The organism is Aeromonas bivalvium, assembly GCF_000819765.1.
GTDB classification, from domain to species: Bacteria; Pseudomonadota; Gammaproteobacteria; order Enterobacterales; family Aeromonadaceae; genus Aeromonas; species Aeromonas bivalvium.
In genome coordinates, this window is the sequence record NZ_CDBT01000008.1 from 87369 (window position 1) to 114310 (window position 26942).

General features: G+C 65.7%; 19 protein-coding genes. 10 read left to right on the forward strand and 9 right to left on the reverse strand.

From position 1 onward, the window contains the following. The first annotated feature begins 102 nt into the window (after nt 1–102). The gene (gene alr / locus BN1119_RS01490) at nt 103–1176 is read left to right on the forward strand and encodes an alanine racemase (RefSeq protein WP_041992837.1); all 1074 of its coding nucleotides are present in this window, start codon (nt 103–105) and stop codon (nt 1174–1176) included. A 354-nt stretch (nt 1177–1530) separates the two neighbouring features. On the opposite strand, the gene putA is transcribed toward alr, so the two are convergent. Continuing rightward, nucleotides 1531–5493, reverse strand: coding sequence for a trifunctional transcriptional regulator/proline dehydrogenase/L-glutamate gamma-semialdehyde dehydrogenase (gene putA / locus BN1119_RS01495; protein WP_041992839.1), 3963 nt, complete (start codon nt 5491–5493; stop codon nt 1531–1533). A 411-nt stretch (nt 5494–5904) separates the two neighbouring features. Here putA and BN1119_RS01500 point away from each other — a divergent pair, with 411 nt between their 5' ends. Next, nucleotides 5905–6342 carry a VOC family protein gene (locus tag BN1119_RS01500; protein WP_041992841.1) on the forward strand — a complete coding sequence of 146 codons (438 nt, stop codon included), beginning with the start codon at nt 5905–5907 and terminating at the stop codon, nt 6340–6342. A gap of 133 nt (nt 6343–6475) precedes the next feature. Here BN1119_RS01500 and fumC read toward each other — a convergent pair whose 3' ends face one another. After that, a complete protein-coding gene (fumC, locus tag BN1119_RS01505) occupies nt 6476–7867 on the reverse strand; it encodes a class II fumarate hydratase (protein WP_041992844.1) in 1392 nt (463 codons plus the stop codon). A 123-nt stretch (nt 7868–7990) separates the two neighbouring features. Between fumC and BN1119_RS01510 the strand changes: the two genes are divergently transcribed. The 4 genes from BN1119_RS01510 (at nt 7991) to BN1119_RS01525 (ending at nt 11665) form a co-directional block, all read left to right on the forward strand. After that, nucleotides 7991–8419: a MarR family winged helix-turn-helix transcriptional regulator gene (locus tag BN1119_RS01510; RefSeq protein WP_041992847.1), complete on the forward strand. Its 429-nt coding sequence runs from the start codon at nt 7991–7993 to the stop codon at nt 8417–8419. A 37-nt stretch (nt 8420–8456) separates the two neighbouring features. After that, on the forward strand, nt 8457–9524 hold the full coding sequence (locus tag BN1119_RS01515; protein ID WP_041992850.1) for an HlyD family secretion protein: 1068 nt from the start codon (nt 8457–8459) through the stop codon (nt 9522–9524). A gap of 1 nt (nt 9525) precedes the next feature. Further along, nucleotides 9526–11067, forward strand: coding sequence for a DHA2 family efflux MFS transporter permease subunit (locus BN1119_RS01520; RefSeq protein WP_041992852.1), 1542 nt, complete (start codon nt 9526–9528; stop codon nt 11065–11067). Between the two features lie 109 nt (nt 11068–11176). Next, nucleotides 11177–11665 (forward strand): DM13 domain-containing protein, encoded by a 489-nt coding sequence (locus BN1119_RS01525; protein WP_041992855.1) that lies wholly within the window; start codon nt 11177–11179, stop codon nt 11663–11665. A 64-nt stretch (nt 11666–11729) separates the two neighbouring features. Here BN1119_RS01525 and pepE read toward each other — a convergent pair whose 3' ends face one another. The 3 genes from pepE to BN1119_RS01540 form a co-directional block, all read right to left on the reverse strand. Continuing rightward, the gene (gene pepE / locus BN1119_RS01530) at nt 11730–12470 is read right to left on the reverse strand and encodes a dipeptidase PepE (protein ID WP_041992857.1); all 741 of its coding nucleotides are present in this window, start codon (nt 12468–12470) and stop codon (nt 11730–11732) included. Between the two features lie 142 nt (nt 12471–12612). Next, a complete protein-coding gene (locus tag BN1119_RS01535; RefSeq protein WP_041992860.1) occupies nt 12613–13224 on the reverse strand; it encodes a response regulator transcription factor in 612 nt (203 codons plus the stop codon). A gap of 1 nt (nt 13225) precedes the next feature. Continuing rightward, on the reverse strand, nt 13226–15028 hold the full coding sequence (locus BN1119_RS01540; RefSeq protein ID WP_244463662.1) for a sensor histidine kinase: 1803 nt from the start codon (nt 15026–15028) through the stop codon (nt 13226–13228). A 336-nt stretch (nt 15029–15364) separates the two neighbouring features. Between BN1119_RS01540 and dsrO the strand changes: the two genes are divergently transcribed. From dsrO to BN1119_RS01555, 3 genes are read left to right on the forward strand one after another with little or no spacing between them, the layout of a single operon-like run. Then, complete coding sequence (dsrO, locus tag BN1119_RS01545) at nt 15365–16147, forward strand: sulfate reduction electron transfer complex DsrMKJOP subunit DsrO (protein ID WP_041992866.1); 783 nt, start codon at nt 15365–15367, stop codon at nt 16145–16147. Further along, a complete protein-coding gene (nrfD, locus tag BN1119_RS01550) occupies nt 16137–17264 on the forward strand; it encodes an NrfD/PsrC family molybdoenzyme membrane anchor subunit (protein WP_041992869.1) in 1128 nt (375 codons plus the stop codon). The genes dsrO and nrfD overlap by 11 nt, the downstream gene beginning before the upstream one ends. Next, nucleotides 17264–20371, forward strand: coding sequence for a tetrathionate reductase subunit A (locus BN1119_RS01555; RefSeq protein ID WP_041992872.1), 3108 nt, complete (start codon nt 17264–17266; stop codon nt 20369–20371). The genes nrfD and BN1119_RS01555 overlap by 1 nt, the downstream gene beginning before the upstream one ends. 62 nt (nt 20372–20433) lie before the next feature. On the opposite strand, the gene BN1119_RS01560 is transcribed toward BN1119_RS01555, so the two are convergent. Continuing rightward, nucleotides 20434–21801, reverse strand: coding sequence for an endonuclease/exonuclease/phosphatase family protein (locus tag BN1119_RS01560; RefSeq protein WP_041992875.1), 1368 nt, complete (start codon nt 21799–21801; stop codon nt 20434–20436). A gap of 351 nt (nt 21802–22152) precedes the next feature. Between BN1119_RS01560 and BN1119_RS01565 the strand changes: the two genes are divergently transcribed. After that, a complete protein-coding gene (locus BN1119_RS01565; RefSeq protein ID WP_041992878.1) occupies nt 22153–23091 on the forward strand; it encodes a L,D-transpeptidase family protein in 939 nt (312 codons plus the stop codon). Between the two features lie 69 nt (nt 23092–23160). Here the strand turns inward: BN1119_RS01565 and BN1119_RS01570 are convergent, their stop codons facing one another. From BN1119_RS01570 to BN1119_RS01580, 3 genes are all read right to left on the reverse strand, one after another. Then, nucleotides 23161–23535 carry a VOC family protein gene (locus tag BN1119_RS01570; RefSeq protein ID WP_041993806.1) on the reverse strand — a complete coding sequence of 125 codons (375 nt, stop codon included), beginning with the start codon at nt 23533–23535 and terminating at the stop codon, nt 23161–23163. Between the two features lie 223 nt (nt 23536–23758). After that, nucleotides 23759–25099 carry a TldD/PmbA family protein gene (locus tag BN1119_RS01575; protein ID WP_041992881.1) on the reverse strand — a complete coding sequence of 447 codons (1341 nt, stop codon included), beginning with the start codon at nt 25097–25099 and terminating at the stop codon, nt 23759–23761. 58 nt (nt 25100–25157) lie between these two features. Beyond that, nucleotides 25158–26558 (reverse strand): TldD/PmbA family protein, encoded by a 1401-nt coding sequence (locus tag BN1119_RS01580; RefSeq protein ID WP_041992884.1) that lies wholly within the window; start codon nt 26556–26558, stop codon nt 25158–25160. Nucleotides 26559–26942 lie beyond the last annotated feature (384 nt).

Sequence of the window (26942 nt, forward strand, 5' to 3'; positions counted from 1 at the left end):
TTTTCCCGGTTCGACAATTCTGCCGGTCCGGCCTTAGACGATGAGATTTGAGGGCTGACACCACCCGGTGCCTGATTATCATGCCCTCGTAAGGGAAAACAGATGAAAGCGGCTATCGCCCAGATCAATACAGCGGCCCTGCGCCACAACCTCGCCGTGGTCAAGCGCCACGCTCCCCAATGCAAGATCATCGCCGTGGTCAAGGCCAATGCCTATGGCCATGGCCTGCTGCCGGTGGCCCGTACCCTGGTGGATGCGGACGCCTATGCGGTGGCTCGCATCGAGGAGGCACTGATGCTGCGCTCCTGCGCCGTGGTCAAACCCATAGTGCTGCTGGAGGGATTCTTCTCGAGTGCCGACCTGCCGGTGCTGGCGGCCAACAACCTGCAGACCGCGGTGCACACCTGGGAGCAGCTCGAGGCGCTGGAGCAGGCCGAGCTGCCCGCTCCCGTGGTGGCCTGGCTCAAGCTCGACACCGGCATGCACCGGCTCGGGGTGCGGGCCGACGAGATGCCTGCTTTTATCGAGCGCCTCGGCAAGTGCAAGAACCTGGTGCAGCCGTTCAACGTCATGACCCACTTCAGCCGCTCCGATGAGCTGGAGCAACCCACCACCCGCGAGCAGATTGACTTGTTCAGCCAGCTGACCGCGCCGCTGTTGGGCGAGCGGGCCATGGCGAACTCGGCGGGCATCCTGGCCTGGCCGGATTCTCACTGCGACTGGGTGCGCCCCGGCGTCATCCTCTACGGCGTTTCGCCTTTCCCCAATACGGTGGCGGCCGATTACGACCTCAAGCCGGTGATGACCCTCAAGACACAACTGATTGCGGTGCGGGAGCACAAGGCGGGGGAGCCGGTGGGCTATGGCGCCAACTGGGTGTCGGATCGCGATACCCGGCTCGGGGTGATTGCCATCGGCTATGGCGACGGTTATCCGCGCATGGCCCCCAACGGCACGCCAGTGCTGGTCAATGGCCGCATCGTGCCCCTGGTGGGTCGCGTCTCCATGGACATGACGACGGTGGATCTCGGCCCCGGCGCCACCGACAAGGCCGGTGACGAGGCGGTGCTCTGGGGGGAAGGCCTGCCGGTGGAGCGGGTGGCCGACCAGATCGGCACCATTCCCTATGAGCTCATCACCAAGCTCACTTCCCGGGTGTTTATGGAGTACGTCTAACACTTTGACTCGGGATGGCGGCCGAGTAGATAGGCACGTCTTCCCCCTATGAGCTCATCACCAAGCTGACGTCCAGAGTCTTTATGGAGTACGTCTAACACTTTGACTCGGGATGGCGGTCGAGGAGATAGGCACGATCTTCCCCCTACGAGCTCATCACCAAGCTCACTTCCCGCGTCTTTATGGAGTATGTGTAGGCGAGTTGCCCCTCATCCCCAACCCTTCTCCCGCGAGGGGAGAAGGGAGAACAAAAAGGCCGCCCCGACAAGGGCGGCCTTTTTCATGGGCGTGTCCCACAGACGAAAGAACAAGCCCCGCAAAAGCGGGGCTTGGATTCAGGGAACGCTTCGGCGCTTAGCCTATGGTCATCAGGCTGGCGTTGCCACCGGCGGCGGCGGTGTTGACCGAGAGGGCGTGCTCGATGAGCAGGCGTTCCAGCGGGATGTCGGTCTCGCCGCGATGCAGGCCGTGCACGCCTATGATGGCGCCGTTACGGGCCGCCTGGCGCGCGGCGGCGAGCTTGCTCACCTCTCGCAACTGATCCGAGTCGCCGTGGTGCAGCAGGGCATCGAAGTCCGCCTCCCCCGTGGCCCAGTCCGCCACCAGCGCGATGGGATCCCGCACCTCGGTCGGCAGGGAAGAGAGCAGGGAGCGGGTCTGGGCATCGTCCGGCAGCAGCACCTGGCTGCCGACCGCCAGACAGGCGGCCAACTGGGCCAGCAGGTCTGCCTTCTCTTCTGCCAGGCAGAGCACCCGTTCCCGGGGCAGCAGGCTGTAGCTGTTGCGCTCGCCGGTGGGGCCGGTCAGCAACTGGGTACGGCCGCTCTGGGAGAGTGCGGCGTAGTGATCGCACAGGGCGGCGAGTGCCGGATCCTGCTTGCTCGCCCAGTCGCGCAGGGCCAAGAGGGGGGCTTTCGCCTCGGCATGCAGGGCACCGGACTCCTGATGCAGCTGGTTGGCCACCGCCTCCTGGGGACGGGCGCCGAGCAGGCGATACATGTAGAGCGGGCCACCGGCCTTGGGACCGGTGCCGGAGAGCCCTTCCCCGCCGAAGGGCTGCACCCCGACCACGGCGCCCACTATGTTGCGGTTGACGTAGAGGTTGCCGACCTTGGCGGTGTTGACCACCTGGGCGATGGTCTCGTCGATGCGGGTATGGACACCCAGGGTCAGGCCGTAGCCGCTGCCGTTGATCTGCGCGAGCAGCTCGCCGAGTCTGGTACGGGGGTAGCGGACCAGGTGCAGCACGGGGCCGAACACCTCGGGTCCCAGCTCGTCCAGGCTGTCTAGCTCGATGAGCGTCGGCAGCACGAAGGTGCCGCGGCTGCAGGCATCCCCCTGGGTGCGGGCGATCTGGTGCACCTTGCGCCCCTTGTCGCCCATGGCCTTGATGTGGCGCTCTATGTTGGCCTTGGCCTCGGCGTCGATGACGGGGCCTATGTCGGTGGAGAGGTGCTCGGGGCTGCCGACCTTGTATTCGGCCATGGCGCCCTTGAGCATCCGGATCACCCGATCCGCCACGTCATCCTGCACGCACAGCACCCGCAGGGCGGAGCAGCGCTGACCGGCGCTGTCGAACGCCGAGGAGATGACATCCATCACCACCTGTTCGGTCAAGGCGGAAGAGTCGACGATCATGGCGTTCTGGCCGCCGGTCTCGGCGATGAGCGGAATGGTGCGACCCTGGGCGTCGAGGCGACCGGCCAGGTTGCGGGAGATGATGCCCGCCACCTCGGTGGAGCCGGTGAACATGACGCCGCGCACCCGTTCGTCCGCAATGAGGGCAGCACCCACGGTTTCACCCCGGCCCGGCAGCAGTTGCACCGCACCGGCGGGTACCCCAGCTTCCAGCAGGATGCGCACCGCTTGTGCCGCGATGAGGGGGGTCTGCTCGGCAGGCTTGGCCAGCACCGTATTGCCGGCGGCCAGGGCCGCGCACACCTGGCCGCTGAAGATGGCCAGCGGGAAGTTCCAGGGGCTGATGCAGACCACGGGGCCGAGCGGTCTGTGGGTGTCATTGGTGAAGTGGTTGCGCGCCTGGGCGGCGTAGTAGCGCAGGAAGTCCACCGCCTCGCGCACCTCGGCGATGGCGTTGGCGAAGGTCTTGCCGGATTCGCGTACCAGCAGGCCCATCAGGGGTTGCAGCTCGGACTCCATCAGATCGGCGGCGCGCTCCAGCACGGCGGCCCGCTCGGCAGGGGGGGTCGCTTGCCAGATCTGGCCGCTCGTGAGGGAGCAGGCGAGAGCCTTGTCCACCTGCGCTACCGTGGCTTCACTCACCTGACCGACGATATCGCGGTGATCCGCCGGGTTGACCACGGGTTGGAACTGGGTCGGCGCCTCGGTGTCGCAACCCAGCTGTTCATTACCCAACATGGGCACGGCCTGATAGGCGGTGTTGGTGCTGGCGAGCAGGGCGGCGGAGAGTGACCCCAGGCGGTGCTCGTTGGCGAGATCCAGACCGGCGGAGTTCGGGCGCGCCTCGCCGTAGAGATCCCGGGGCAGGGGGATGCGCGGATGGGGCAGACCCAGGGCCCCTTCACGGGCGGCCATCTGCTCGATCTGCTGCACCGGATCCTGCACCAGATCCGAGAGGGAGATGTTGTTGTCCGCGATGCGGTTGACGAAGGAGGTGTTGGCCCCGTTCTCCAGCAGGCGGCGCACCAGGTAGGCGAGCAGGGTCTCGTGGCTGCCCACCGGGGCATAGATGCGGCAGGGGCGACCCAGCTTGCCGTCGGCCACCTTGCCGACCACCTGTTCGTAGAGCGGTTCACCCATGCCGTGCAGGCACTGGAACTCGTACTGGCCCGGGTAGTAGTTCTGACCGGCGAGCTGGTAAATCGCCGACAACGAATGGGCGTTGTGGGTGGCGAACTGGGGATAGATGGACTCGGGCACCGCCAGCAGCTTGCGGGCGCAGGCGAGGTAGGAGACGTCCGTGTAGGGCTTGCGGGTATAGACGGGGTAGCCTTCCAGCCCTTCCTGCTGGGCGCGCTTGATCTCGCTGTCCCAGTAGGCGCCCTTCACCAGGCGGATCATCAGGCGGTGACGGCTGCGCTTGGCGAGATCGATGACATAGTCGATCACATAGGGGCAGCGCTTCTGGTAGGCCTGGATGACGAAACCGATGCCGTTCCAATCGGCGAGGGACGGATCGAAGCAGAGTTTTTCCAGCAGATCGAGGGAGATCTCCAGGCGATCGGCCTCCTCGGCGTCGATGTTGATGCCGATGTCGTACTGCCTGGCGAGCTGGGTCAGGCCCAGCAGGGTGGGGTAGAGCTCCTCCATGACGCGATCGTACTGGGCGCGGCTGTAGCGCGGATGCAGGGCGGAGAGCTTGATGGAGATGCCCGGCCCCTCGTAGATGCCGCGACCGTGGGAGGCCTTGCCGATGGCGTGGATGGCCTGCTCGTAGGAGGCGAGATAGCGTTTGGCGTCTTCTTCCGTCAGGGCCGCTTCCCCCAGCATGTCGTAGGAGTAGCGGAACCCCTTGCTCTCCATGCCGCCTGCGTTCGCCAGCGCCTCGGCGATGGTCTCGCCGGTGACGAACTGCTCACCCATCAGGCGCATCGCCATGTCGACGCCCTTGCGGATGAGCGGCTCACCCCCCTTGCCGATCAGCCCCTTGAGGGAGCTGTTCATGCCCGCCTCGTTGTGGGTGGCCACCAGCTTGCCGGTGATGAGCAGGCCCCAGGAGGCGGCGTTGACGAACAGTGAGGTGCTCTGGCCCAGATGCTGGCTCCAGTTGCCACCGCTTATCTTGTCGCGGATCAGGGCATCCCGGGTCGCCTTGTCGGGGATGCGCAGCAGCGCCTCCGCCAGGCACATCAGGGCCACCCCTTCCTGGGAGGAGAGGGAGAACTCCTGCAGCAGCCCCTGCACCAGGCCCTGACGGCCGCTGGCGCTCTTCTGGTTGCGCAGTTTCTCGGCGATGCCCATGGCCAGCTTCTGGGTCGCGTCAGCCTTCTCCCTGGGCAGACGGGCCTGCTCCAGCAGCATGGGGACGGCCTCGGTCTCGGGGCGACGATAAGCCCCCGTGATGGCGGCCCGCAGCACGGACTGGGGCAGAATGCTCTCGGCAAACTCGAGGAAGATCTGGATGCCCTGTTCGGTCAGGGTCTCGACGGCCTCTTCCCCGGCGGCGGCAGCCAGCCCGGAGTGCTCGGGCGGGGTCAGGCCGCGATCCAGCTGCTCCAGATAGGTGAAGATGGCTTGCTTGATCAGCCAGTGGGGGGTGCGATCCAGGGTCTGAGCTGCCTGCTTGAGACGGTCGCGGGTCGCTTCATCGAGTTTGACGCCGAGGGTGGTAGTGGCCATGGGACTTCCTGTGTCTATAAGGTAACAATATTACCGGACGGTTAAATTTCGCCGATGATGGTGCAACTAGGTGCAACCTTCAAGCAAGAAATTTTAATGTATTGGTTACATTGTTGAATTCTTCCATGAATCAGGTCTCCATCAGGCTCTCTTCAAATCCGCCGCTTGTCCCCTTTTCACTGCATTATTAATGGGTTGGCAATGCACCTTATGAAGGCTGGACACGAGGTGCAACCTTTTGAAAATCGGGTTGCGCTTTTTGCTGGTGCGACCGAAGCGAGGCCAGCGAGCGGGCCATTCCCTGCACCCCATGCGGGGAGGGGCGCCGGATCGCCACCTGACAGCGTCCCGTGCTCTTCTATGCTGTTAGCTGGCCACAGGGGCCAGCTATTGGTGATCAAGGAGAAACCCATGGCGCGTGTCAGTACCTATCTCAATTTTGCCCGGGAGACGGAGGCGGCTTTCCTCTTCTATCGCGAGGTGTTCGGCGGCGAGTTTGACGGCCCCATTCACAGGTTCAAGGAGTCCCCGGGTTGCCCGGGCCAGCCCCCTCTGTCACAGGAAGACGGGGAGCTGGTGATGCATGTGGCCCTGCCCATCCTCGGCGGCCACGTGCTGATGGGCACGGACGCCCCGGCCAGCATGGGATTCACCCTGGTGCAGGGCAACAACAGCTACCTCAACCTGGAGCCGGACAGCCGAGCCGAGACCGACCGCCTGTTTGCGGCCCTGGGGGAGGGGGGCCAGGTGGAGATGCCGCTGGCGGAGATGTTCTGGGGCGACTATTTCGGATCCCTGGTGGACAAGTTCGGCACCCACTGGATGTTCAACTGCCAGAGCAAGACCTGACGGCAGATCTGCAATGAAAAGGGCGCCATGGCGCCCTTTTCATCTTGTCTTGTCTATCTCTTTTCCTCTTTGTTGAATCCCACCATTTTCGCCGGTATTACCCGGGCATCGGATGGCCGTGCGCCGAGCTGCCTTATGGCTGCCGGCCCACCATGTCGGCGGGCACCACCCAGGCGTCGAACTGCTCCGCGCTGAGGTGGCCCGAGGCGATGGCCGCCTCCCGCAGACTCAGCCCCTGATGGTGCGCCAGTTTGGCGATTTCGGCCGCCTTGTCATAGCCGATATGGGGATTGAGGGCCGTCACCAGCATCAGGGAGCGGGAGAGCAGCTCGTCGATGCGCGCACGGTTAGCAGCGATGCCCACGGCGCAGTGATCGTGGAAGCTCTGCATGCCGTCCGCCAGCAGCCGCACGCTCTGCAGGAAGTTGTAGGCGATCATGGGTCTGAACACGTTGAGCTCGAAGTTGCCGCTGGCCCCGCCGATGTTGATGGCCACGTCGTTGCCCATCACCTGGGCGCAGAGCATGGTGAGTGCCTCGCTCTGGGTCGGGTTGACCTTGCCCGGCATGATGGAGGAGCCGGGCTCGTTCTCGGGGATGATGAGCTCCCCCAGCCCGCTGCGGGGGCCGCTCGCCAGCCAGCGCACGTCGTTGGCGATCTTCATGAGAGAAGCCGCCAGCGTCTTGAGGGCGCCGTGGGCATGAACCTGGGCGTCGCTCGCCGCCAGGGCCTCGAACTTGTTCGGCGCCGTGACCAGGGGCAACCCCGTCTGGCTGGCGAGCTCCCTGGCCACCGCCTCGGCAAAGCCAGGGGGGCAGTTCAGACCGGTGCCCACCGCGGTGCCACCGAGCGCCAGCTCACACAGATGGGGCAGGGCGGCCCGGATGTGACGCTCACCCTGTGCGAGCTGGGCGACCCAGCCGGAGATCTCCTGGCCCAGGGTGAGGGGGGTGGCGTCCTGCAAATGGGTGCGCCCTATCTTGACGATGTCGTCGAAGGCGGCGGCCTTGTCGGCCAGGGTCTCTCTGAGGGTGATGAGGGCCGGCAGCAGCTGGCCCCTGATGGCGGTGACCGCCGCCAGGTTCATGGCGCTCGGGAAGACGTCGTTGCTGGACTGGCTCTTGTTCACCTCGTCGTTGGGATGCACCAGACGCCCCTCTCCCCTCGGGCCCCCCAGCAGTTCGCTGGCCCGGTTCGCCAGCACCTCGTTGAGGTTCATGTTGGTCTGGGTGCCGGAACCTGTCTGCCACACCACCAGGGGAAACTCCTCGTCATGGCGCCCCGCCAGCACCTCGGCGGCGGCGGCCATGATGGCCTCGGCCACCTGATAGTTGAGCAGGCCCAGGCTCAGATTGGCTCGGGCGCAGGCCTGCTTGATCCGGGCCAGAGCATGAATGATCGCCATGGGCTGGCGTTCTCCCGAGATGTTGAAGTGGTGCAGGGAGCGCTGGGTCTGGGCCCCCCAGAGCCTGTCTGCCGGGACGGCTATCTCTCCCAGGCTGTCTCGTTCCATCCTGATGTTCATGGGGATTCTCCTGCCGATGAGAGGGGTGTTCCCCAGCATGAACCCAAACGGCGGTCGGGGCCAGCTTGCACATGACACGGTATTGCTTATAATAAGCAAAGCTTACTATATAGGTTGCGTACTATGAACCAACAACCCGACACCCTTGGCTTTCTCATCGGCGACGTCCAGCGTCTGATGCGCCGCCAGTTCCAGCAGCAGCTGGAAGGGAGCTGCCTTACCCTGGCCCAGGCCCGCGCCCTGGTGCACATCGCCCGCAGCGAGGGGATCCGTCAGGTGGATCTGGCGGATCGGCTCGATATCCAGCCCATCACCCTGGCCCGCCAGCTCGATCAGTTGGCGGAGAGCGGCCTGGTGGAGCGGCGCAGCGACCCCCATGACAGACGAGCCCATCAGCTGTTTCTGACCGAGGCCGCGACCCCCTATCTGGCGATGATCAAGCAGGCCTCGGATCAGGTGCATCAGAGAGCCATCGGCGAGCTGGGGGAGGAGGCGACGGATGCGCTGTGCCGCTCCCTCAAGATCCTGCGTGCCAACCTGGGCCACCTCTGATGTTTTCCTGTGATGCCAACCAACGTGGAGCCATATCATGACCACTGATTCCCCCTCTTCCTCCCGTCCCGCGGCCAACCGACGCCGTACCCGCCTGCTGTTGCTGGTGGTGGTGCCGGCGCTGGCCCTGCTCGGGGCGGGCGCCATCTATCTGCATGGCGGACGCTATGTGGAGACGGACAACGCCTATGTGAAGGCGGACAAGGTGCCCATCAGCACCGAGGTGCTGGGCCGGGTGGCCAAGGTGTTCGTCGCCGAAAACCAGCAGGTCAAGGCCGGTCAGCCGCTGTTCGAACTGGATCCCGAGTCCTTCCAGGTCGCCGTGACCAAGGCCGAAGCGGAACTTGCCAAGGTGCGTACCGATCTGGTGGCGCTACAGACCAGCTATCGCGGTCAGCAGGCGGAGATTGCCGTGGCCCGCACTCGCCATGCCTATGCCCTGAAGGAGGAACGTCGTCAGGCGGATCTGGTGGCCAGGCACTTCACCTCCACCGCCAACTACGATGACGCCCGCCAGCTCACCATACAGACAGGTCAGCAGCAGGTGGCGCTGGAGGAGGGACTCAAAAAGATAGAGGCTTCCCTCAGCGGCGACGTCAACTTGCCGGTGGAGCAGCAGCCCGCCTACCGGGAAGCCGCCGCCGAGCTGGCCAAGGCCAGGCTGGATCTGGCCCGCACCACCATTTATGCCCCCGCCAACGGCATCGCCAGCCAGCTACCCAAGCCCGGCCAGTACAGCATAGTGGGCATGACCGCCATGATGCTGGTGGAGACGGACACCCCCTGGGTGGAGGCAAACTTCACCGAGACGGAGCTGACCCATGTGCAGCCGGGTCAGAAGGTGGACATCAGCGTGGACACCTACCCGGACGCCCGCTGGCACGGGGTAGTGGAGAGCCTGAGCCCGGCCACCGGCTCCGAGTTCTCGGTGATCCCGGCCCAGAACGCCACCGGCAACTGGGTCAAGATAGCCCAGCGCGTCGCGGTGCGGATCAAGCTGGACGAGGAGGCGGACCTGCCCACCCTGCGCGCCGGCCTGAGCGCCACCGCCGAAATCGATACCGGTCACCAGCGCACTCTGCCCGGCCTGTCAGGTCGAGGTTGATATGACGAGTGCAGCCACAGGGCAGGCCGACCAGGCTTCCCGTCGCACCTTCATCACACTGTCGGTGATGCTGGCCACCATCATGCAGGCCCTGGACACCACCATCGCCAACGTGGCCCTGCCCCACATGCAGGGGGCCATGGGGGCGACCCAGGATCAGATCTCCTGGGTGCTCACCTCCTACATAGTCGCGGCCGCCATCTTCATGCCGCTGACCGGCTTTATCTCGGCAAGAATTGGCCGCAAAAGACTGTTCATGTGGTCGGTGGCGGGCTTTACCGTCGCCTCCATGCTGTGCGGCGCGGCCCAGAGCCTGGATCAGATAGTGCTGTTCCGCCTGCTGCAGGGGATCTTCGGCGCCAGCCTGGTGCCCCTCTCCCAGGCGGTGCTGCTCGATACCTATCCCCCCGAGAAACACGGCTCCGCCATGGCGATGTGGGGCATAGGGGTCATGGTGGGCCCCATCCTGGGGCCGTCTCTCGGGGGCTGGCTCACCGAGTACTACAACTGGCGCTGGGTCTTCTACATCAACCTGCCGTTCGGCCTGCTGGCCTGGTTCGGGCTTGCCGCCTTCATCGAGGAGACGAAGATCGATGCCAGCCGCCGCTTCGATCTGCTGGGGTTCGCCCTGTTGAGCCTCGGCATAGGGGCGCTGCAGATGGCGCTGGACCGCGGGGAGTCCCAGAACTGGTTCGCCAGCCGGGAGATAGTGATCGAGACCGCCCTGATGGTGATGGCCTTCTATCTGTTCGTGGTGCACATCTTCACCCACCCCCATCCCTACATAGAGCCGGCCCTGTTTCGGGATCGCAACTTCAGCGTCGGCCTGGTGTTCATCTTCATCGTCGGCATCATACTGCTGGCGACCATGACGCTGCTGCCCCCCTTCATGCAGGGGTTGATGGGCTATCCGGTGATCGATGTGGGCTACCTGCTGGCCCCGCGCGGGGTGGGGACCATGTTCGCCATGATGCTGGTGGGTCGGCTGTCGGGCCGGGTGGATGTGCGCATCCTGATCCTGCTGGGCTTGCTGCTCACCAGCCTCTCCATGTGGGAGATGACCCTGTTCAACACCGATATCGGCAGCTGGGACATAGTGCGCACCGGCATCATCCAGGGGCTGGGGCTCGGCTTCATCTTCGTGCCCCTCTCCACCATCACCTTCGCGACCCTGGCGCCGCGCTATCGCAACGAGGGCACGGCGCTGTTCAGCCTGGTGCGCAACATCGGCAGCAGCATCGGCATCTCTGTGGTGATCACCTACCTGGCCCAGCGCACCCAGATGAATCACGAGGTGTTCGCCTCCTACATCAATCCGTTCAACATGGCGCTGCATCAGAGCGGCGAGATCGCCAAGCTGGACACGGTCAAGGGGCTGGTGGAGCTCAACGGCGAGGTGACCCGCCAGGCCAGCCTGCTCGCCTACCTGCAGGATTTTCGTCTGATGATGTGGGTCAGCCTGTGCGCCATTCCCCTGGTGCTGCTGCTCAAGTCACCCAAACGAGACGGGAGCACCGGGGAGGGGGTACCCCTGCTGGATTGATGCTGATAGAGTCTTGTCGGACAGGGCCGGATGGATATCCCATGACGGTGTCTGCGGATCATCATGGTGCCCTGTTCATGGGGGGCACGAGCACAAGGAGAGCGCAAGGATGGCGCGGTTGGCAAGAAATCTGGTATCCCATGGTCTGGTGGCTGTGCTGGGCTTCATGGCGGGCATCTATGCCTTGCCAATCCTGGTGGCGCAGTCCCATACCCCTGCCCAGGCGAGCCTGCAACTGGCCCAGGATGCCGCGCACTACCAGGGGACGTTTCGCCGGGAGCTGGCGGGCAGCGACTCCTTGCATTGGGCGCAGGGCAGGTTGTTCGTGGGTGATCATGCCATTGCCATGGTGGGGGAGATGGCTCCGGGGCCGGACTACAAGCTCTATCTCTCACCGACCTTCGTCGAGACGGAGGTGGACTTCCTGGCGCTCAAGGACAAGATGGCGCTGGTAGGGGATGTGCGCAGCTTCGACAGCTTCGTGATCTCCGTGCCCGGCCATGTCAATCCGGATATCTACACCACCGCCATCATATGGTGCGAGTCGTTTGGCAAATTCATCAGCGCCGCCCAGTATCAGGGCAGCGCCGGGTTGTGACCCCATGCCAGGTGAAAAGAGGGATGGCCCTGGCCATCCCTCTTTTCATTGCGGCGCCCCTGACTCAGATCTTGGGGATGAAGGGGGTGAGGGCGGCCAGGGGAGCTGCGTCCTCATGCTCCTGGATCGCCTCGCCGTGCTTGAAGATCTTGAAGCCTTCGCCGCGCACGCTCCAGTACTCGACTGTCTCGCCGCCGCTCTCGCCGCTGATCTGCAGCAGGCTGGCTTCGCGCAGGGCCACCACGAACTCGCTCGGGTTGATGGCGCAGAACTCGGCGAGCCGCTCGTCCCGGGTCTCCCCCATGTGGCCGCTGATGCTGGCGTCCAGATAGTGGGGATTGATCTGCAGCGGGAACAGGCCCAGGGCCGGCAGCACGGCGGCGCTGCACACCGGCATGTCGTTGGTGGTGCGGATGCTCGGGGTCGCCACGTTGCAACCTGCGCTCCAGCCCACATAGGGCACGCCCCGTTCACGCACGGCGCGCTGGATGGGCACCACCAGACCGTATTCGTGCAGCAGCTGGTTCAGGCGCCAGGTGTTGCCGCCGCTGATAAAGATGGCGTCTGCCTGGTTGATGGCCGCCACGGGATCGTCGAACTGGTGGATGCTGATGGTCTCCACTCCCAGGCTCTCGCTGAGATCCTGGGCGCGGGCATCCCAGTCGCTGCGGATCACCGCATAGGGGATGAGCAGAATGCGCTTGACCTGTTTGCGGGCGAGCAGGGTCTGCACCCGGTCGCGGGCCCAGCCGAGCAGGCCCGGGTGTTCGGTGGTTTTTCCGTTGCTCAGTAACAGCAGTTCCATGATGTCTCCTCGAAATAATGCGCAGGACCTAGGTCGGCCCTGATAAAGGGAAGGGGCTACTCTACCCCCAAGGCGGCGCCAAGTGTGTGATCTCGCCACGTTTTATCTCCCGGGGCTGGGGTTTGCCCATGGCGTGAGCGATTCAGGGCTGCCCATTGACCGCCGCATAGCGCAGCATCAGCTCGGCCAGTGAGCCCACCTCGAGCCGCCTCATCAGGCTGGCGCGGCACACCTCGACGGTGCGCACCGAGATGCAGAGATCCTGCGCTATCTGCTGGTTCTTGTGGCCTTGGGCGATGAGCTGCAACAGCTGGTGCTCGCGGGGGGTGAGCCGCTCGAAAGCGTGCCGATGGGCAAGCCGCGCCGCCGCGGCTAGGGTCGCCTGCTCGGCCCGCGCGATGGCGGCGAGCAGGGGGGCCAGCTGCACCGGCTTTTGCAAGAAATCCACCGCCCCCTGCTTGAGGGACTCCACCGCCAGGGGCACCTCCCCGTGACCGGTGAGAAACAGTATGGCGATGGGGCTCTGGGCCGCCTTCAGCCGCTGCTGCACCTCGGGGCCCGACAGCCCCGGCATGCGGCAATCCAGGATGAGACAGGCGGGCAGGCGCAGATCGACCTCTGCCAGGAAGCGCTCGCCGTCGGCAAAGCAGCGCAGCTGCCGCTCGTCGCAGCTCTCCAGCATGAAGCGCAGGGAGTCGAGCACGGCCTGATCATCATCGACCAGGTAGAGGGGAGGGCGGTCAGTGGGTTGCATGTCAGCTCCTTGGATTGGGATGGGGAGCGGCCTCAAGCCGCTGCTGAGGGGCGGGCAGGATCACTCGGGCCAGGCAGCCATGGGGGCTCAGGTTGATCAAGGCGAGCTGGCCGCGATGACACTCGATCACGTCCCGGCAGATGGCGAGCCCCAGCCCCATGCCGTCGTCCTTGTCGCTGTGAAACGCCTGCTGCAGCCAGGCCTCTGGCATCCTCAGGCCGGGGCCGTTGTCGCGGATCTCCAGGATCAAGAGCGCCGCCTCGAAGCAGACAAGCAGCTCGACCCGGCCCGGTTCAGCCCTTTGCGCCGCTGGGCCGTCCGTTCGGGCCGCGCTCTCGGCGCCATTCTTGATGAGGTTCATCAGCAACTGCTCCACCCCTATGCCATCCAGGGGGAGCAGGCGCGGCTGCCCCTGCCAGCGCAGGGTGAAGGTGACGCCGAGGGGGGCCAGCATCTGACCGAGCAGGGGCTGCAGGCCCTCCACCAGGGCGACCAGGTCCGTGGGCTCGGCTTGGCGCGGGCGCTTTTGCAGCCGGGCTCTCAGCCGGTTGACTGTCTGGGTGATGCGCTGGACCTGCAGGCCAATCTGCTCCAGGGCCTGGCGCAGGGGCTCCTGTGATGCGGCCGTGACCGGATCCTGCCCCTGCCTCGCGAGGCGCAGCAGGGCACCCTGGCTGTAGTTGGCGATGGCGGTGAGGGGCTGGTTGATCTCGTGGGCCATGTTGGCGCCGAGTTCGCCGAGTTCGGCGAGGCGCCTGGCCTGCTCGAGCTGGCGTCCCTTCTCCTCGAGTTGCTGGCGGGTGGCGAGCAGTCGGCGCTGGCTGCGGTTGAACAGCCGTTGCAGCAGCAGGTGGTGGCCACCGAGCAGCAGCACCAGCGCCAGGGCGCCCCAGCCCCACTGCTGATGCTGGCGCAGCCAGTGCCAGGCCGATTGCCACCAGGGGCCCTGCAGGGGGTGGCGATCCAGCGCCTTGAGCAGGCGGTCGATGCCAAGCTGGCTGGTGGGCACTGTCCAGCCCGCCGAATCGGCGGCCATGGCTGCCTCGCTGTCTGCTGGCAGGTCGAACAGCGCTCGCGTCACCGCCAGGGCAAGCGCAGGGGAAGCCTGCTCCGTCTGGGCGAAGGCCCAGTTCGGGTAGAGCCGGGTCGAGCTCTGGCAGCCAAAGCCCGCCGGCGCCTGGTTGTCCAGCACCCGAAAATCCGAGTCGGCGACCTTGCCCTCCCGCACCATGCGCTCCAGCTGGCACACCGGCACTATGGCGGCGGCCACCTGGTCCGCCGCCAGCTGCTCGATGAGCCGATCGAGGGGGAAGCCGGTGCCGGTGAAGCGCACGGCGGAGAAGAAGCGCTCCAGCCTGACCCCCTGCTCGTCCGCCTCGAAGCGGTAGGCGAGGTAGCCACCGAAGGCGTTTTCCGACACGGCGGCGACCGGCCGCCCTTCGAGATCCTGCCAGTGCAGGTAGGGGGCATGGGCGCGCACCACCAGGGCGGCGCCTATGGCGAGGTTGTCACCCCCGGCCGGGCTCTTGAGGGTGGCGAGCCAGGCCAGCGGATACTGGCGCGCCAGGCTGACCGACTGGCCCGGGTTGGTGATGACAAAGTCGAGCCTGCTTTGCGCGACGGCCTCGGCCAGGGCATCGAGCTCCAGGGGCACCAGCGCGAAGCGCCGCTCTGGCACGCGCTCATTCAGCCAGCCCATCAGCGGCTGCCACTGTGCTCGCGCCAGCGCCGGGCCACGGGTCGCCAGCACCCCTATTCGGACCGGCTCGCTCTGGACCTGCTCCGGCTCGGTCGGTGGGGGCACAGGCCCGGCCAGGGCAGGGGCGACCCAGATCCAGAGCAACAGGGCCTGGCGGGCGAGCGATGAGGGGGCGTGACGGAACAGGGCGCTCTCCTTGGGCGGCAGATGGGGGGAGGCCAGTCTATCACCGGGGCGATGTGCTGGGCCGCCCTGGCGCCGTGATGGGGCGGCGAATGGGGCTTAGGTCACAGTTTGGCGGTTATGGGGCCGGTTTTATTGCGCTGGATCAACCCGGCTCCCGGTATGTGGAAAACCACAATAGAGGCGACTTGCTGCGTTGCGGACAATCGGCCCAACCCCCCTCTTGGGGGAAGCCAGCTCAGCAGAAGGAAAGAAGCCATGGAGCTCAGCAAGCGCCGATTGTTATCCGGGATCGCCGCCCTCACCGCAGGGGCGGCCCTGATCCCCGTCGCTCAGGCCCAGTCCGTCCCCGTGCCCCGCAATGGGCGGGCGGCCATCGGCCGGGGGGATGGCCGCAAGCGTTACGGCATGCTGATCGACTTGCGCCGCTGCGTCGGCTGCCAGGCCTGCACAGTGGCCTGCACCATAGAGAACCAGCCCCCCCTCGGCCAGTTTCGCACCACTGTCAGCCAGTACGAGGTGAGCGATGTGGCGGCACTCGATGCCCCCGCCTCCCTCTTGATGTTGCCCAGGCTCTGCAACCACTGCGCCGAGCCCGCCTGCCTCGACGTCTGCCCCACGGGCGCTACCTTCCAGCGCGATGACGGCATAGTGGTGGTCAACAACGACTGGTGCGTCGCCTGCGGCTACTGCGTGCAGGCCTGCCCCTATGACGCCCGCTTCATCAACCATGAGACCAACACCGCCGACAAGTGCACCTTCTGCGCCCACCGGCTGGAGGCGGGATTGCTGCCCGCCTGTGTGGAGAGCTGCGTCGGCGAGGCGCGCATCATAGGGGATCTCAACGATCCCAAGAGCCAGATAAGCCGGCTGCTGCGGGAATACGAGCCGGCCCTCAAGGTGCTCAAGCCCGAGGCCCATACCCAGCCGCGGGTCTTCTATCTCGGCATGGATGAGGCCTTCGTCAGCAAGATCGACGGCCACCCGGCGCAGCGCACCCTGCTCGGCGACGACGGCAAGGAGATAGCCCATGACCATTAACGAACTGCTGGCCCCGGATCAACCCATCACCTGGCTGCCCTGGGCGGTGCAATATTTCTTCCTCATTGGCCTCGCCTATGGGGCCCTCTGGCTGGGCGCGGCCGATCTGTGGCGCAAGGCACCGGATCGGCGGCTGCAGACCCTGGCCGCCGTGCTGATGATGGGGGCAGGGGTGGTGGCGCCCATAGCCCTGACCGCGGACTTGCACCAGCCCGCCCGGGCCTGGCACTTCTACGCCCAGACCCGCTTCACCTCCATCATGTGGTATGGCGCCTACCTGCTGCCGCTGTTCAGCCTGCTCAGCATGCTGTTTGGCTGGCTGCTGATAAGGCCCAACCTGGCCAGGCGCGGCGAGGAGCAGGACAGGGTCGCCGCCCTGGCGCGGCTGCTCTGCCTGGGGAACTGGTCCGGCGAGCCCTGGCTCAAACCGCTTGCTTTGATGGCGGCTTTGAGCGGGCTCAGCATAGCCCTCTACACCGGGCTCGAGACCATGGCGGTGCAGGCGCGCCCCCTCTGGCATACCCCCTGGTTGCCCTGGCTGCTGGCGCTGAGCGCCCTGCTGGCGGCCCAGAGCGCCCTGCTGCTGCTCAACCGCCTGCTGGCGGGCTGGCAGGGGCGTACCGAGGCAGATCTGCTGCGCCAGATCCGCCCGACCCTGGCCCTGCTCGTGCTCTCCCTGCTGGGCTGGGCCCTGCTCGGTGGCGCCTCGGCGGCTGAGGCGGCGGCCCTCTATCGGCTGGATCCTAGCTGGCGGCTGGCGGCCCACTGGCTGCTGCTGACCCTCGGCCTGCTCGGCCTGTTGCTGCTGGCGGGGCACCGATTCTCCCCCCGCCTGCAAACCTGGGGTCTGGGGCTGCTGGCACTGCACCTGGTGTGGGGCCTGCGCTGGTTGGTGCTCATTCAGGGGCAGTTGGCGCCGAAATATGGGGCCGGCGTCTATGTCTACCAGATAGCCTGGGGGCCGGCCGGGGTGCTCGGCATCCTCGGCACCTTCGGCCTGCTGCTGGCCCTGCTGGTGGTGCTCTCCGAGCTGGTGCGCGCCCCGGCTCTGCCATCTGCCACCACTTCCTCTGCCACCCAGGCAGCCACCACCCATTCCGCCCGCGAGGCAATCTGATGGATCACAGCAAACGCAAATTTCTCAAGGGCGCCGCCATCGCCGGGGGCACGGGGCTCTTCGTGGCCGGTTACAGCGATACCCTCAAGCAGGTGGCGAGCGGGCTGGCCACCGGCAGCTCGGGCAAGCCGACCCGGGATCCCATTCACGGCAACTCGCTCGCCGTGGAGTACAGGGTCGACGGGCAGGGGGAGCTTCATCCCAACCCGGATCAGCGCCTCGCCAACACCATGTGCCTCGGCTGCTGGACCCTGTGCGGGGTGCGGGCTCGCATCGATAACGAGAGCGACAGGATAGTGCGCATCCTGGGCAACCCCTACCACCCGCTCTCCGCCCTGCACCACATCGACTTCAAGACGCCGGTCAAGCAGGCGCTGCTCGCGACCAGCGGCCATCAGGAAGGGGGGCTGGAGGGGCGCTCCACCGCCTGCGCCCGGGGCAACGCCATGCTGGAGCAGCTCGACAGCCCCCACAGGGTCACCCGCTGCCTCAAGCGGGTCGGCCCCCGCGGCAGCGGCCGCTGGCAGAGCATTCCCTTCGAGCAGCTGATCGAGGAGGTGGTGGAGGGGGGCGACCTGTTCGGGGAGGGGAAAGTGGAGGGGCTCAGAGCCATCCGCAACCTCAATGAGCCGCTGGACCCGGCGAGCCCGGAATATGGCCCCAGGGCGAACCAGCTGCTGGTGAGCAACGCCTCGGACGAGGGGCGCGACGCCTTCATCAAGCGCTTCACCTTCAACAGCTTCGGCACCCGCAATTTCGCGAACCACGGCGCCTACTGCGGCCTGTCGTTCCGGGTCGGGGCCGGCGCCCTGCTGGACGATCTGGAGAAGAACGCCCACCTCAAGCCCGACTGGGACGAGAGCGACTTCCTGCTGTTCATGGGCACCTCCCCCCAGCAGTCCGGCAACCCCTTCAAGCGCCAGTCCCGCCAGCTGGCGGCAGGGCGGGCGCGGCAGGGCAAGCCGTTCTCCTACGTGGTGGTGGCCCCCAGCCTGCCGAACACGGTGAACCTGCCGTCCGCCCCCGCCAACCGCTGGCTGCCCATCCGGCCCGCCACGGACTCGGCGCTGGCCATGGCCATGCTGCGCTGGATCATCGACAACGAGCGCTATGCCGAGCCCTTCCTGGCGGCCCCCCATGCCGAGGCCGCCGAGCGGGCCGGCTATCGCGGCTTTTGCAACGCCAGCCATCTGGTTGTCTGCGACGAGACCCACCCGCGCTTCGGCCAGATGCTGCACGCCAGCGATCTGGGGCTGTCCCACGGCGGTGAGCCCTATGGCGAGGGGGATGCGGTGCTGGTGGTCGAGGAGGGGAGCGACGAGCCGAGACCCGCAGGCCAGTGTGAGCGGGCCCGGCTCTGGGTGGATCGCCCCATTCAGGGCCCCAAGGGGGAGCTGAGGGTCAAGAGCAGCTTCCAGCTACTGGCCGAGGCGAGCCGGGAGCACTCTCTCGAGCAATACAGCGCCGAGTGCGCCGTGCCGGTAAGCGACATCAAGGAGCTGGCGCGGGAGTTCACCAGCCACGGCACCCGGGCGGCGGTGATCACCCATGGTGGCACCATGAGCGCCAACGGCTTCTATTCGGCCTGGGCCATCATGATGCTCAACGCCATGATAGGGAACCTCAACGCCCGGGGCGGCGCCGTGGCGAGCGGCGGCAAGTTCGACCCCTTCGGCGCCGGGCCGCGCTACGATCTGGCGAGTTTCCCCGGCATGGTGAAACCCGCCGGTGTCTTCCTGTCCCGCTCCAAGTTCCCCTACGAGAAGACCTCCGAATATCGCCGCAAGAAAGAGGCGGGGCAGAACCCCTATCCGGCTCACGAGCCCTGGTTCCCCATCTCGGGCCCCCTGCTCGGCGAGCACCTGACCGCGGCGGTGAACGGTTATCCCTACCGTGCCAAAGCCTGGATCAACCACATGGGCAACCCCCTCTACGGTCAGGCGGGGCTCAGCCATGCCATAGGCGAGCAGCTCAAGGACCCTGCCGTGCTGCCGCTCTTTGTCAGCATCGACAGCTTCATCAACGAATCCTCGGCGCTGTCGGACTACATAGTGCCAGACACCCTGACTTACGAGTCCTGGGGCTGGGCCAGCGCCTGGCACGGGGTCATGACCAAGGTCTCCACCGGCCGCTGGCCCGTGGTGGAGCCCCGTGTCGCCAAGACCGCCGAGGGTGATCCGGTCTGCATGGAGTCCTTCTTTATCGCGGTGGCCAAACGCCTGGGGTTGCCGGGCTTTGGCGAGGGGGCCCTCAAAGGGGCGGATGGCAAGCTGTACGGTCTTCACAAGGCGGCGGACTTCTCCCTCTATGGTGCGGCCAACGTCGCCTATCTGGGTGAGCCAGTACCCGCCATTGGGCCTGAGGATCTCGCCTGGTCCGGGGTGGAGCGCATTATGCCGATCCTCAACGCCACACTGAGCGCGGAGGAGGCGAGTCGCGCCGCCTACCTCTTCGCCCGGGGCGGGCGCTTCGAGCCGGTGGCCAAGGGGCGCGATGATTCGGGGCAGCCGAGCAAGCGCTGGCCCAAGCCATTGATGGTGTGGAACCCGGCGGTGGGTAGCCGGCGCCACAGCCAGAGCGGCCAATACTTGAGCGGCACCCCGCGCTTCTTCCGCCCCCAGCTCGCGGACGGCACGCCGCTCAAGGAGGCGTTCAAGCCGGCCCAGTGGCCCCTGCTGCTCACCAGCTACAAGTCCCACACCATGAGCTCCATGAGCATCGGCTCGGATCGCCTGCGTCAGGTGCACCCCAGCAACGGGGTGCGGCTCAACGTCCAGACGGCGGCCCGCCTTGGCATAGTGAGCGGGGACAGGGTGCGGGTCAGCACCCCCAATGGCAGCGTGATCGGGCTGGCGGAGTGCGTGGCCGGGGTGCAGGAAGATGCCATCGCCATCGAGCACGGCTTCGGTCACAAGGAGCTGGGGGCGAGGGCGCATTGGGTCGACGGTAAGGAGGTGGTGGCCAGTGCCCTGCGCGGCGCCGGGGTGAACCTCAACGATCTGGCGGTGCTGGATCCCAGCCGTCACGGCCGTTACCCCCTGGTGGACTGGGCCATCGGCTCCTCGGCGCGCCAGGGCTTGCCGGCCCGGGTGGAGAAGCTGGTGTAGGGCCAGAGGCAAAAAAAAGCGGGGCCATCATGGCCCCGCTTTTCATTGCGTTCCCCTGAACATCACTGGTCCAGTTCGAAGTCCACCCACACCAGGCGGTGATCCGAGCTGACCCCCTTGGCGATGCCAAGCTGTGCGTCATACACCAGGTGGTAGCCCGGCTCGAAGCTGGCCGGCCAGAACACCCCAGAGGCGATGGCATTGAGGTTGGCTGAGGGGATCAGGTGATCGAGCTGCAGGCCGCTGCTGCTGGTGATGCGCTCCGGGGTGGTGCGGTTGTTGTTGCGCTTGCACAGATCCGGCTGGCTGGCGAGGCACTCCGGGCCCCCCTGGCTCACCGGGATCAGGGCGCCATTGGTGACCGCCTGGTTGACCAGCACATGGTTGTGCAAGTCCTGGATGGCACTGAGATCCCCATCGCCTGCTTGCGGATCGGCGTTGAGATCCCCGGCGATGACGAAGCGGGCACCCTGTGGCAGGCCGCCCGCCTTGCCGGCGTCGTCCACCATGTAGCTGGCGCTCTCCACATAGTCTTGCCAGAAGGCGACCTCGGCCCGGTTGTGCTTGACGTTGTGGCGCGCCGCATTGCCAAAGATGGGGGGCGTGGGGTGGGAGATGAGGAAGTGGACCACCTCCTCCTTGTTGCCCTGCTTGATGCGCACCGGCACGTCCGCGTGATTCTTGGAGGAGAGCGGGAACTGCTCCCAGGCGGCGGCGTCATACCAGGGCTCGCCGCACTGGCGACCCGCCGGGATCGGCGCCCTGGGGTTGTTGCAGTCGTCGATGACGGGGTTCGTCTCGCCCGGCATGTCCTTCCACTTGAAGTGCTGGAAGGTACGGATCCCCTTGGTGTCGATGGGATACTTCGACATCAGGGCGAAGGCGTACTGGCCGTGGTAGTTGCCAAAGCCCCAGGCGTCGTCCGGCCCGCTGTTGCGCTTGCCATCCAGATTGAGGTCGTGGCCGCTCATCAGCCCTGTGTTGGTGGCGAAATTCTGCATCACAGGGTAGCTGATGGCCTGCACCTCGCCGTGCTGGGCGTGGGCCAGGTAGTTGTCGTTGAAGGCCTTGAGATCGGCTGTGCTCTCCCCCTTGCCGTCGTTGTCGAACTCGTTGAGCAGGAAGACATCCGGCCGGGTGCGCTGGATGATTTCGGCGATATTGCGGATCTGCTGCACGTCGAGGGCCCTGGTCTTCTCCGCCCCGCTCAAGGTGCCGTCGGCGAGGCGGGCCAGCAGGGCGTCCTGGGCGGCGCGGTCCAGCGCCAGTTCGCCGGAGAGCATGCCGGGGGCGGTGCGATCGAAGGAGAGGTTGAAGGTAGCGAAGCGAACCATGGGATCAGGGGCCTTGGAGTCATTGTTGCTGTGACAGCCTGCCATCAATCCGAGGGAAATGGCAGCGGCGAGCAGGGTCTTGGGGATCAGTTTCATTATATTTTCCGTAGCGACTATGAAGATTGCCCTTTTGCGGCGCGGGCATTATAGGGCGCGAACCCTGCAGTTTGGTTTCAAGTGACTTCGATTGTGAGCCGTCTCACGGAGTGCCGGTGGGGGCTTGGTCGGGGGCCCGCCCTCCTGTTCATGGAATAATCAGGTGGGGCGCGATAAGGTAAATGACGCAAAGGGTGGTAAAAGCGGCGCCCTGGGTGAGAAATCCCCCGTCTGGACGTTGAAATTTGCGCCTCGGCAGGGAAGAATGCGCACCAGCCGTGCCGCCGTGTTCATCAAGGGATGAACGGGCACCACCCTGACCTGGTTGACAGGAACACTCATAGGAATTGTATGAACGCCTTTAGTACCGCGGTTAGCACCGCCACCTCGGCCCTGCTGTGCAGTCTGATGCTGGTCAGCCAGCAGGCCGCCGCCGTTGAATATGCTCTGCCCGCGGCCAACAGCCGCCTGATCGGCGAGAACCAGGAATACGTGGTGCCCGCCGACAATCGCCCGCTGGAGCAGATTGCCGCCGACTTCCAGCTGGGGCTGACCAATATCATGGAAGCGAACCCCGGGGTGGATCCCTTCCTGCCGACGCCGGGCAGCACACTGGTGATCCCCCACCAGCTGATCCTGCCGGACGCACCGCGCCAAGGCATAGTGGTCAACGTGGCCGAGATGCGCCTCTATTACTATCCCAAGGGCAAGAAGGTGGTGCATGTGCTGCCCATCGGTATCGGCCAGCTGGGGGTGAATACCCCGGAGAACTGGGTCACCAAGGTGGAGCGCAAGCGCGCCAACCCGACCTGGACTCCGACCGAGAACATCCGTCGCCGCTATGCTGCCCAGGGCAAGACACTGCCGGCGGTCTGGCCGGCCGGTCCGGACAACCCCATGGGGTTGCACGCCCTCTATATCGGCAACCTCTACGCCATCCATGGTACCAATGCCACCTTCGGCATCGGCCTGCGGGTGAGCAGCGGCTGCGTGCGCCTGCGTGCCGACGACATCAAGTACCTGTTTGACAACGTGCCGGTCGGGACTCGCGTCCAGTTCGTCAACCAGCCGGTCAAGGCCACGGTGGAGCCGGACGGCAGCCGCTACCTGGAGGTCCATGAGCCGTTGTCGCGCAGCGAGGCGGAGTTCAACTCCAATGCCCCCGTGCCCCTCAAGCTGACCGCCCCCATCAGCCGCTTCATCGCCAACGCCGAGAGCGACTCCGCGCTGGTGAAAGAGGCGCTGGAGCAGCGTTCCGGTATGCCGACCCGCCTCAATCCCGAGGCGTGATCGACTCCTCGCTCCAGGCGTAACAACAACGGCGACCCCAGGGTCGCCGTTGTTGTTTCTGGTGGCCACTCAGGGGCCGGGTGGGGCATAGAGGGCGAGCCGGTTGCCTTCGGTGTCCTCTATGATGACCCGGGAGCCATGGCCGCTGCCAATGCTGTGCAGGGGAGCCAGCACGCGCCCGCCAAGGCCGGGCACCAGCCGCTGCGCCTCTTCCAGCCGATCGCCCAGGGAAAGGTAGATGAGGGGGCCGGCGGCGCCGGGCTGGTGGTATTCATCCATGGGACCGAGGCAGGCCGCCGCGTTGTTGCCGTCGTGGCGCAACATGGCGAAGCGTATCTCCTCCTGTACCGGCGTGACGTCCACGTCGAGCAGGGCGGCATAGAAGGCCATGGCGCGATCCAGATCCCGAGTCGGAATGTCGGCCCAGACCAGGGTATTGTCCATCTTCGTATTCTCCAGCGGTTTCTGGCCGATGCGACCGGTGGCTCCTTGAGGGTAGGAGTGGCTGAACAGGGGCGCCATCAATGAAAAAACGGCGCCATAAGGCGCCGTTTTGGAGTGGGGGAGAGCAGCCGTTTCTGCGCTGTATACAGTCAGTTGCCTTCGAGGTTCAGGCCACCGATCCATCTCTGTGCCGGCAGGCTGCGGCTCTCCTTGTCCGAAGGTCTCACTTGCCGGCGATGCTCAGCCCGCCGAAACGAATGAGGGGGGCGTAGAAGCCCTTGCCATCGTCGTGGTGCAACACATTGCCGACGGCCTCCAGCTCGCCGAGCAGGCGGTAGAAGTTGCCCGCCACCGTGATGCCGCGCACCGGTGCCACCCGCTCGCCGTCCCGGCACAGGAAGCCTGAGGCGCCGAACGAGAAGTCGCCGCTCACCGCATCGGCCCCCGAATGCAGACCGTCGAGCTTGAGCAGCTCCAGATAGTCGCCGCCCTGCACCTCGCTCTCGCTGTGAGGGCCGAGCCCGAACACCAGGTGGCGCGGACTCACATCCAGGGCGCTGCGGGCGCTGCGGGCCGCAGCGCCATTACTGGCCACGCCGAAATGGCGGGCGGTGGCGCTGTTGTGGAGCAGGGTCTTGAGCTCCCCCTCGCCGATGAGCAGCAGATCCGAGGTAGCGGCACCCTCGCCGTCGAATGCCTTGATCTTCATGCCCCCCGGCATATGGACCCGGCTCTCCAGGGTGAGCCAGCGGGACGCCACACTCTGCCCAAGCTTGCCGCGCCAGGGGTTGATCCCCTGCTGGGCCCACTTGCCCGACAGCGCCGACTGGAAGCAGCCAAACAGACTGGCCAGGCAGTTTGTGCTGAAGAGGACGCTGTAGCGGCCGCTTTGCACCGCCTCCCCCATCAGCAAGCCATCGGCTACGGCGTGGATCTGGCGGATGAGGGCCTGGCTCTCCAGCTCGTCGAAGCGCCGTGCGTACTGTCCCTGGTAGTGCATGGACTGACGGCCGTCCCGCTCGATCAGCGCCGAGCTGTGGCAACCGACACTGAACTCCTGGTGCTGGCAGAGGCTGCCCTGGCTGTTGGCGAGCCACAGCCGGCTCTCTCCTTCGAAGAAGCCGTTGTAGGGGGCACCGGTGACAGCCGGCAGGGCCAGCATGTCCGATTCGAGGCGCAGGGCCAGGGCTATTTTCTCCTCCACCGCCGTGGTGTCGGGCTGGCTTATCTCGGCGCAGTCGGTGGTGATATGGCTGCCCGTCACCGAGATGCGCTGATCCGCATCGACCTTGGCAAAGCGGCTGGCATCCAGGGCATCCTGCACCATGGCATCCAGTGCCGGTTCATCGAGGGACTCGGAGTAGGCGATGCCGACCCGGCCCTCCTTTATCAGGCGAATGCCGATCTGCTGGCTGCTGGTGACCTTGTATTCACTGAGCTCGCCCTTGTCGGCCTTGAGGGAGAAGGCCTTGTCCTGGTTGGCGATGATGTCCGCCTCGGCGCCGAGATCGGCGACCTTGTCCAGCAGGCGGGTGAGCAGTTGATTCATGTCGAGCTGGCTCATCAGGCGTTCCCCCCGATCAGCATCAGGTCCACTTTCAGGAGCTTAATGGTGTCATTCATCAGGAATTACCTCCCACCAGGATATTGTCCACCTTGAGGGCAGGCTGACCCACAGAAGTGGGCACAGAGCCGGAAACCGAACCGCACATGCCGGCGGCCAGGGCCAGATTGCTCCCTACCATGGAGATCTCTTTCAGCACCTGGGGGCCCGTGCCTATCAGGGTCGCCGACTTGAGGGGCCGGGTGATCTTGCCCCCCTCGATGAGATAGGCCTCCTGCACGTTGAAGTTGAACTCGCCCGTGCCCGGCTGCACCGAGCCGCCTCCCATCTTCTTGGCATAGATGCCGTGCTCGACGGTGGCCAGCATGTCGTCCAGGCTGTGGCTGCCCGGCTCGATATAGGTGTTGCGCATGCGGGAGGTGGGGGCGAACTTGTAGGATTCCCGCCGTCCTGAACCGGTACGGGCATGGCCGGTCTTGAGGGCCCCCATCCTGTCCACCAGGAAGCCGGTGAGTACCCCCTCCTTGATGAGCTGGGTGTGCTGGGTCGCCATGCCTTCGTCATCGATGTTGATGGAGCCCCAGGCGTTGCTCTGCAAGCCTTCATCCACGGCGCTGACCGCCGGATTGGCGATGAGCTGGCCCATCTTGTCGTGGAACACGGAGGCCTTCTTGGCCACCGAGGTGGTCTCCAGCAGGTGGCCGCAGGCCTCGTGGAAGATGACGCCGCCAAAGCCGCTCTCCATGATGACTGGCAGCTTGCCGCTCGGGCAGGGGGCTGCCCCCAGCTTCACCAGCGCCTGACGGGTGGCGGTGAGGGCCAGCTCGCGGGGATCTATGCTCTCGGCATGCTCCCAGCCCATCAGGGCGCCGGGGGCTTCGTAGCCCATGGTCTGCTCGCTGCCAAGGGCGGCGATGGCCTGGGCCATGATGCGGTTGTAGTGGCGGCGATCGCTTATCCAAAGCCCCTCGCTGTTGAAGATCTCCACCTCCTGCTCCCAGCCGAGCAGGTTGCCCGAGAACTGGCTCACCCGCTCGCTCTCGGCGCGGGCCGCGGCGTCCATGGTGTGCAGGTAGGCAATCTTCTGCTCCAGCTGTTTGTCGGCCGAGAGCGGCAGGACCACAGGGTTGCGATCGGTCAAGCGGGTGAAGTCGAAGGCGGTGGCGGTGACCAGGGGGTCACGCCTGTCCTTGGCCGCCAGCAGGGTGACGATACGCAGCAGCTCGTCGCGGTCGGCCAGGTTGGTGTAGCCGTAGAGCACCTTGTGGCCGTAGCACAGGCGCACGCCTATGCCGAAATCGAGGCCACCGCTGATGTTTTCTATCTGGCTGGAGAGCAGGCTGAGCTGGCTGCGGCGCTTGCGCTCCACAAACAGCTCGGCAAAGTCGGCCCCAAGCGCCAGGGCGTGATCGAGCACGTCGCGGGCGATGGCGGGGGCCAGGAGAGAGAATTGATTCATAGAATGTCCTTTTCTGGTCTATTCCTGTTTGCTTCCAGCGCCCTGATTTTTAGGCTTATGTTGGGCGCTGGTTAACATTGTTACAGACCAGGGTACAAAAGTCGCTAGGCCAAACCCGATGGCGACGATAGAAAACAGGCGCGAGGGAAGGCATGACGCCGTGCCTGGTGTGATCTCGCCGAGGGGCTGCCAGGCCCACTGTGGGGGTCGCTCTGTCAGAGCCTTGCCTGGTGTGATCTCGCCGAGGGGCTGCCAGGCCCACTGTGGGGGGCGCTCTGCCAGAGCCGTGCCTGGTGTGATCTCGCCGAGGGGCTGCCAGGCCCACAGTGGGGTCGCTCTGTCAGAGCCGTGTCTGGTGTGATCTTGCCAGGCCCACAGTGGGGG

Coding starts and splice junctions, on each gene's coding strand:
- alr (WP_041992837.1), top strand. CDS start 103: ATGAAAGCGGCTATCGCCCAGATCAATACAGCGGCCCTGCGCCACAAC.
- putA (WP_041992839.1), bottom strand. CDS start 5,493: ATGGCCACTACCACCCTCGGCGTCAAACTCGATGAAGCGACCCGCGAC.
- BN1119_RS01500 (WP_041992841.1), top strand. CDS start 5,905: ATGGCGCGTGTCAGTACCTATCTCAATTTTGCCCGGGAGACGGAGGCG.
- fumC (WP_041992844.1), bottom strand. CDS start 7,867: ATGAACATCAGGATGGAACGAGACAGCCTGGGAGAGATAGCCGTCCCG.
- BN1119_RS01510 (WP_041992847.1), top strand. CDS start 7,991: ATGAACCAACAACCCGACACCCTTGGCTTTCTCATCGGCGACGTCCAG.
- BN1119_RS01515 (WP_041992850.1), top strand. CDS start 8,457: ATGACCACTGATTCCCCCTCTTCCTCCCGTCCCGCGGCCAACCGACGC.
- BN1119_RS01520 (WP_041992852.1), top strand. CDS start 9,526: ATGACGAGTGCAGCCACAGGGCAGGCCGACCAGGCTTCCCGTCGCACC.
- BN1119_RS01525 (WP_041992855.1), top strand. CDS start 11,177: ATGGCGCGGTTGGCAAGAAATCTGGTATCCCATGGTCTGGTGGCTGTG.
- pepE (WP_041992857.1), bottom strand. CDS start 12,470: ATGGAACTGCTGTTACTGAGCAACGGAAAAACCACCGAACACCCGGGC.
- BN1119_RS01535 (WP_041992860.1), bottom strand. CDS start 13,224: ATGCAACCCACTGACCGCCCTCCCCTCTACCTGGTCGATGATGATCAG.
- dsrO (WP_041992866.1), top strand. CDS start 15,365: ATGGAGCTCAGCAAGCGCCGATTGTTATCCGGGATCGCCGCCCTCACC.
- nrfD (WP_041992869.1), top strand. CDS start 16,137: ATGACCATTAACGAACTGCTGGCCCCGGATCAACCCATCACCTGGCTG.
- BN1119_RS01555 (WP_041992872.1), top strand. CDS start 17,264: ATGGATCACAGCAAACGCAAATTTCTCAAGGGCGCCGCCATCGCCGGG.
- BN1119_RS01560 (WP_041992875.1), bottom strand. CDS start 21,801: ATGAAACTGATCCCCAAGACCCTGCTCGCCGCTGCCATTTCCCTCGGA.
- BN1119_RS01565 (WP_041992878.1), top strand. CDS start 22,153: ATGAACGCCTTTAGTACCGCGGTTAGCACCGCCACCTCGGCCCTGCTG.
- BN1119_RS01570 (WP_041993806.1), bottom strand. CDS start 23,535: ATGGACAATACCCTGGTCTGGGCCGACATTCCGACTCGGGATCTGGAT.
- BN1119_RS01575 (WP_041992881.1), bottom strand. CDS start 25,099: ATGAGCCAGCTCGACATGAATCAACTGCTCACCCGCCTGCTGGACAAG.
- BN1119_RS01580 (WP_041992884.1), bottom strand. CDS start 26,558: ATGAATCAATTCTCTCTCCTGGCCCCCGCCATCGCCCGCGACGTGCTC.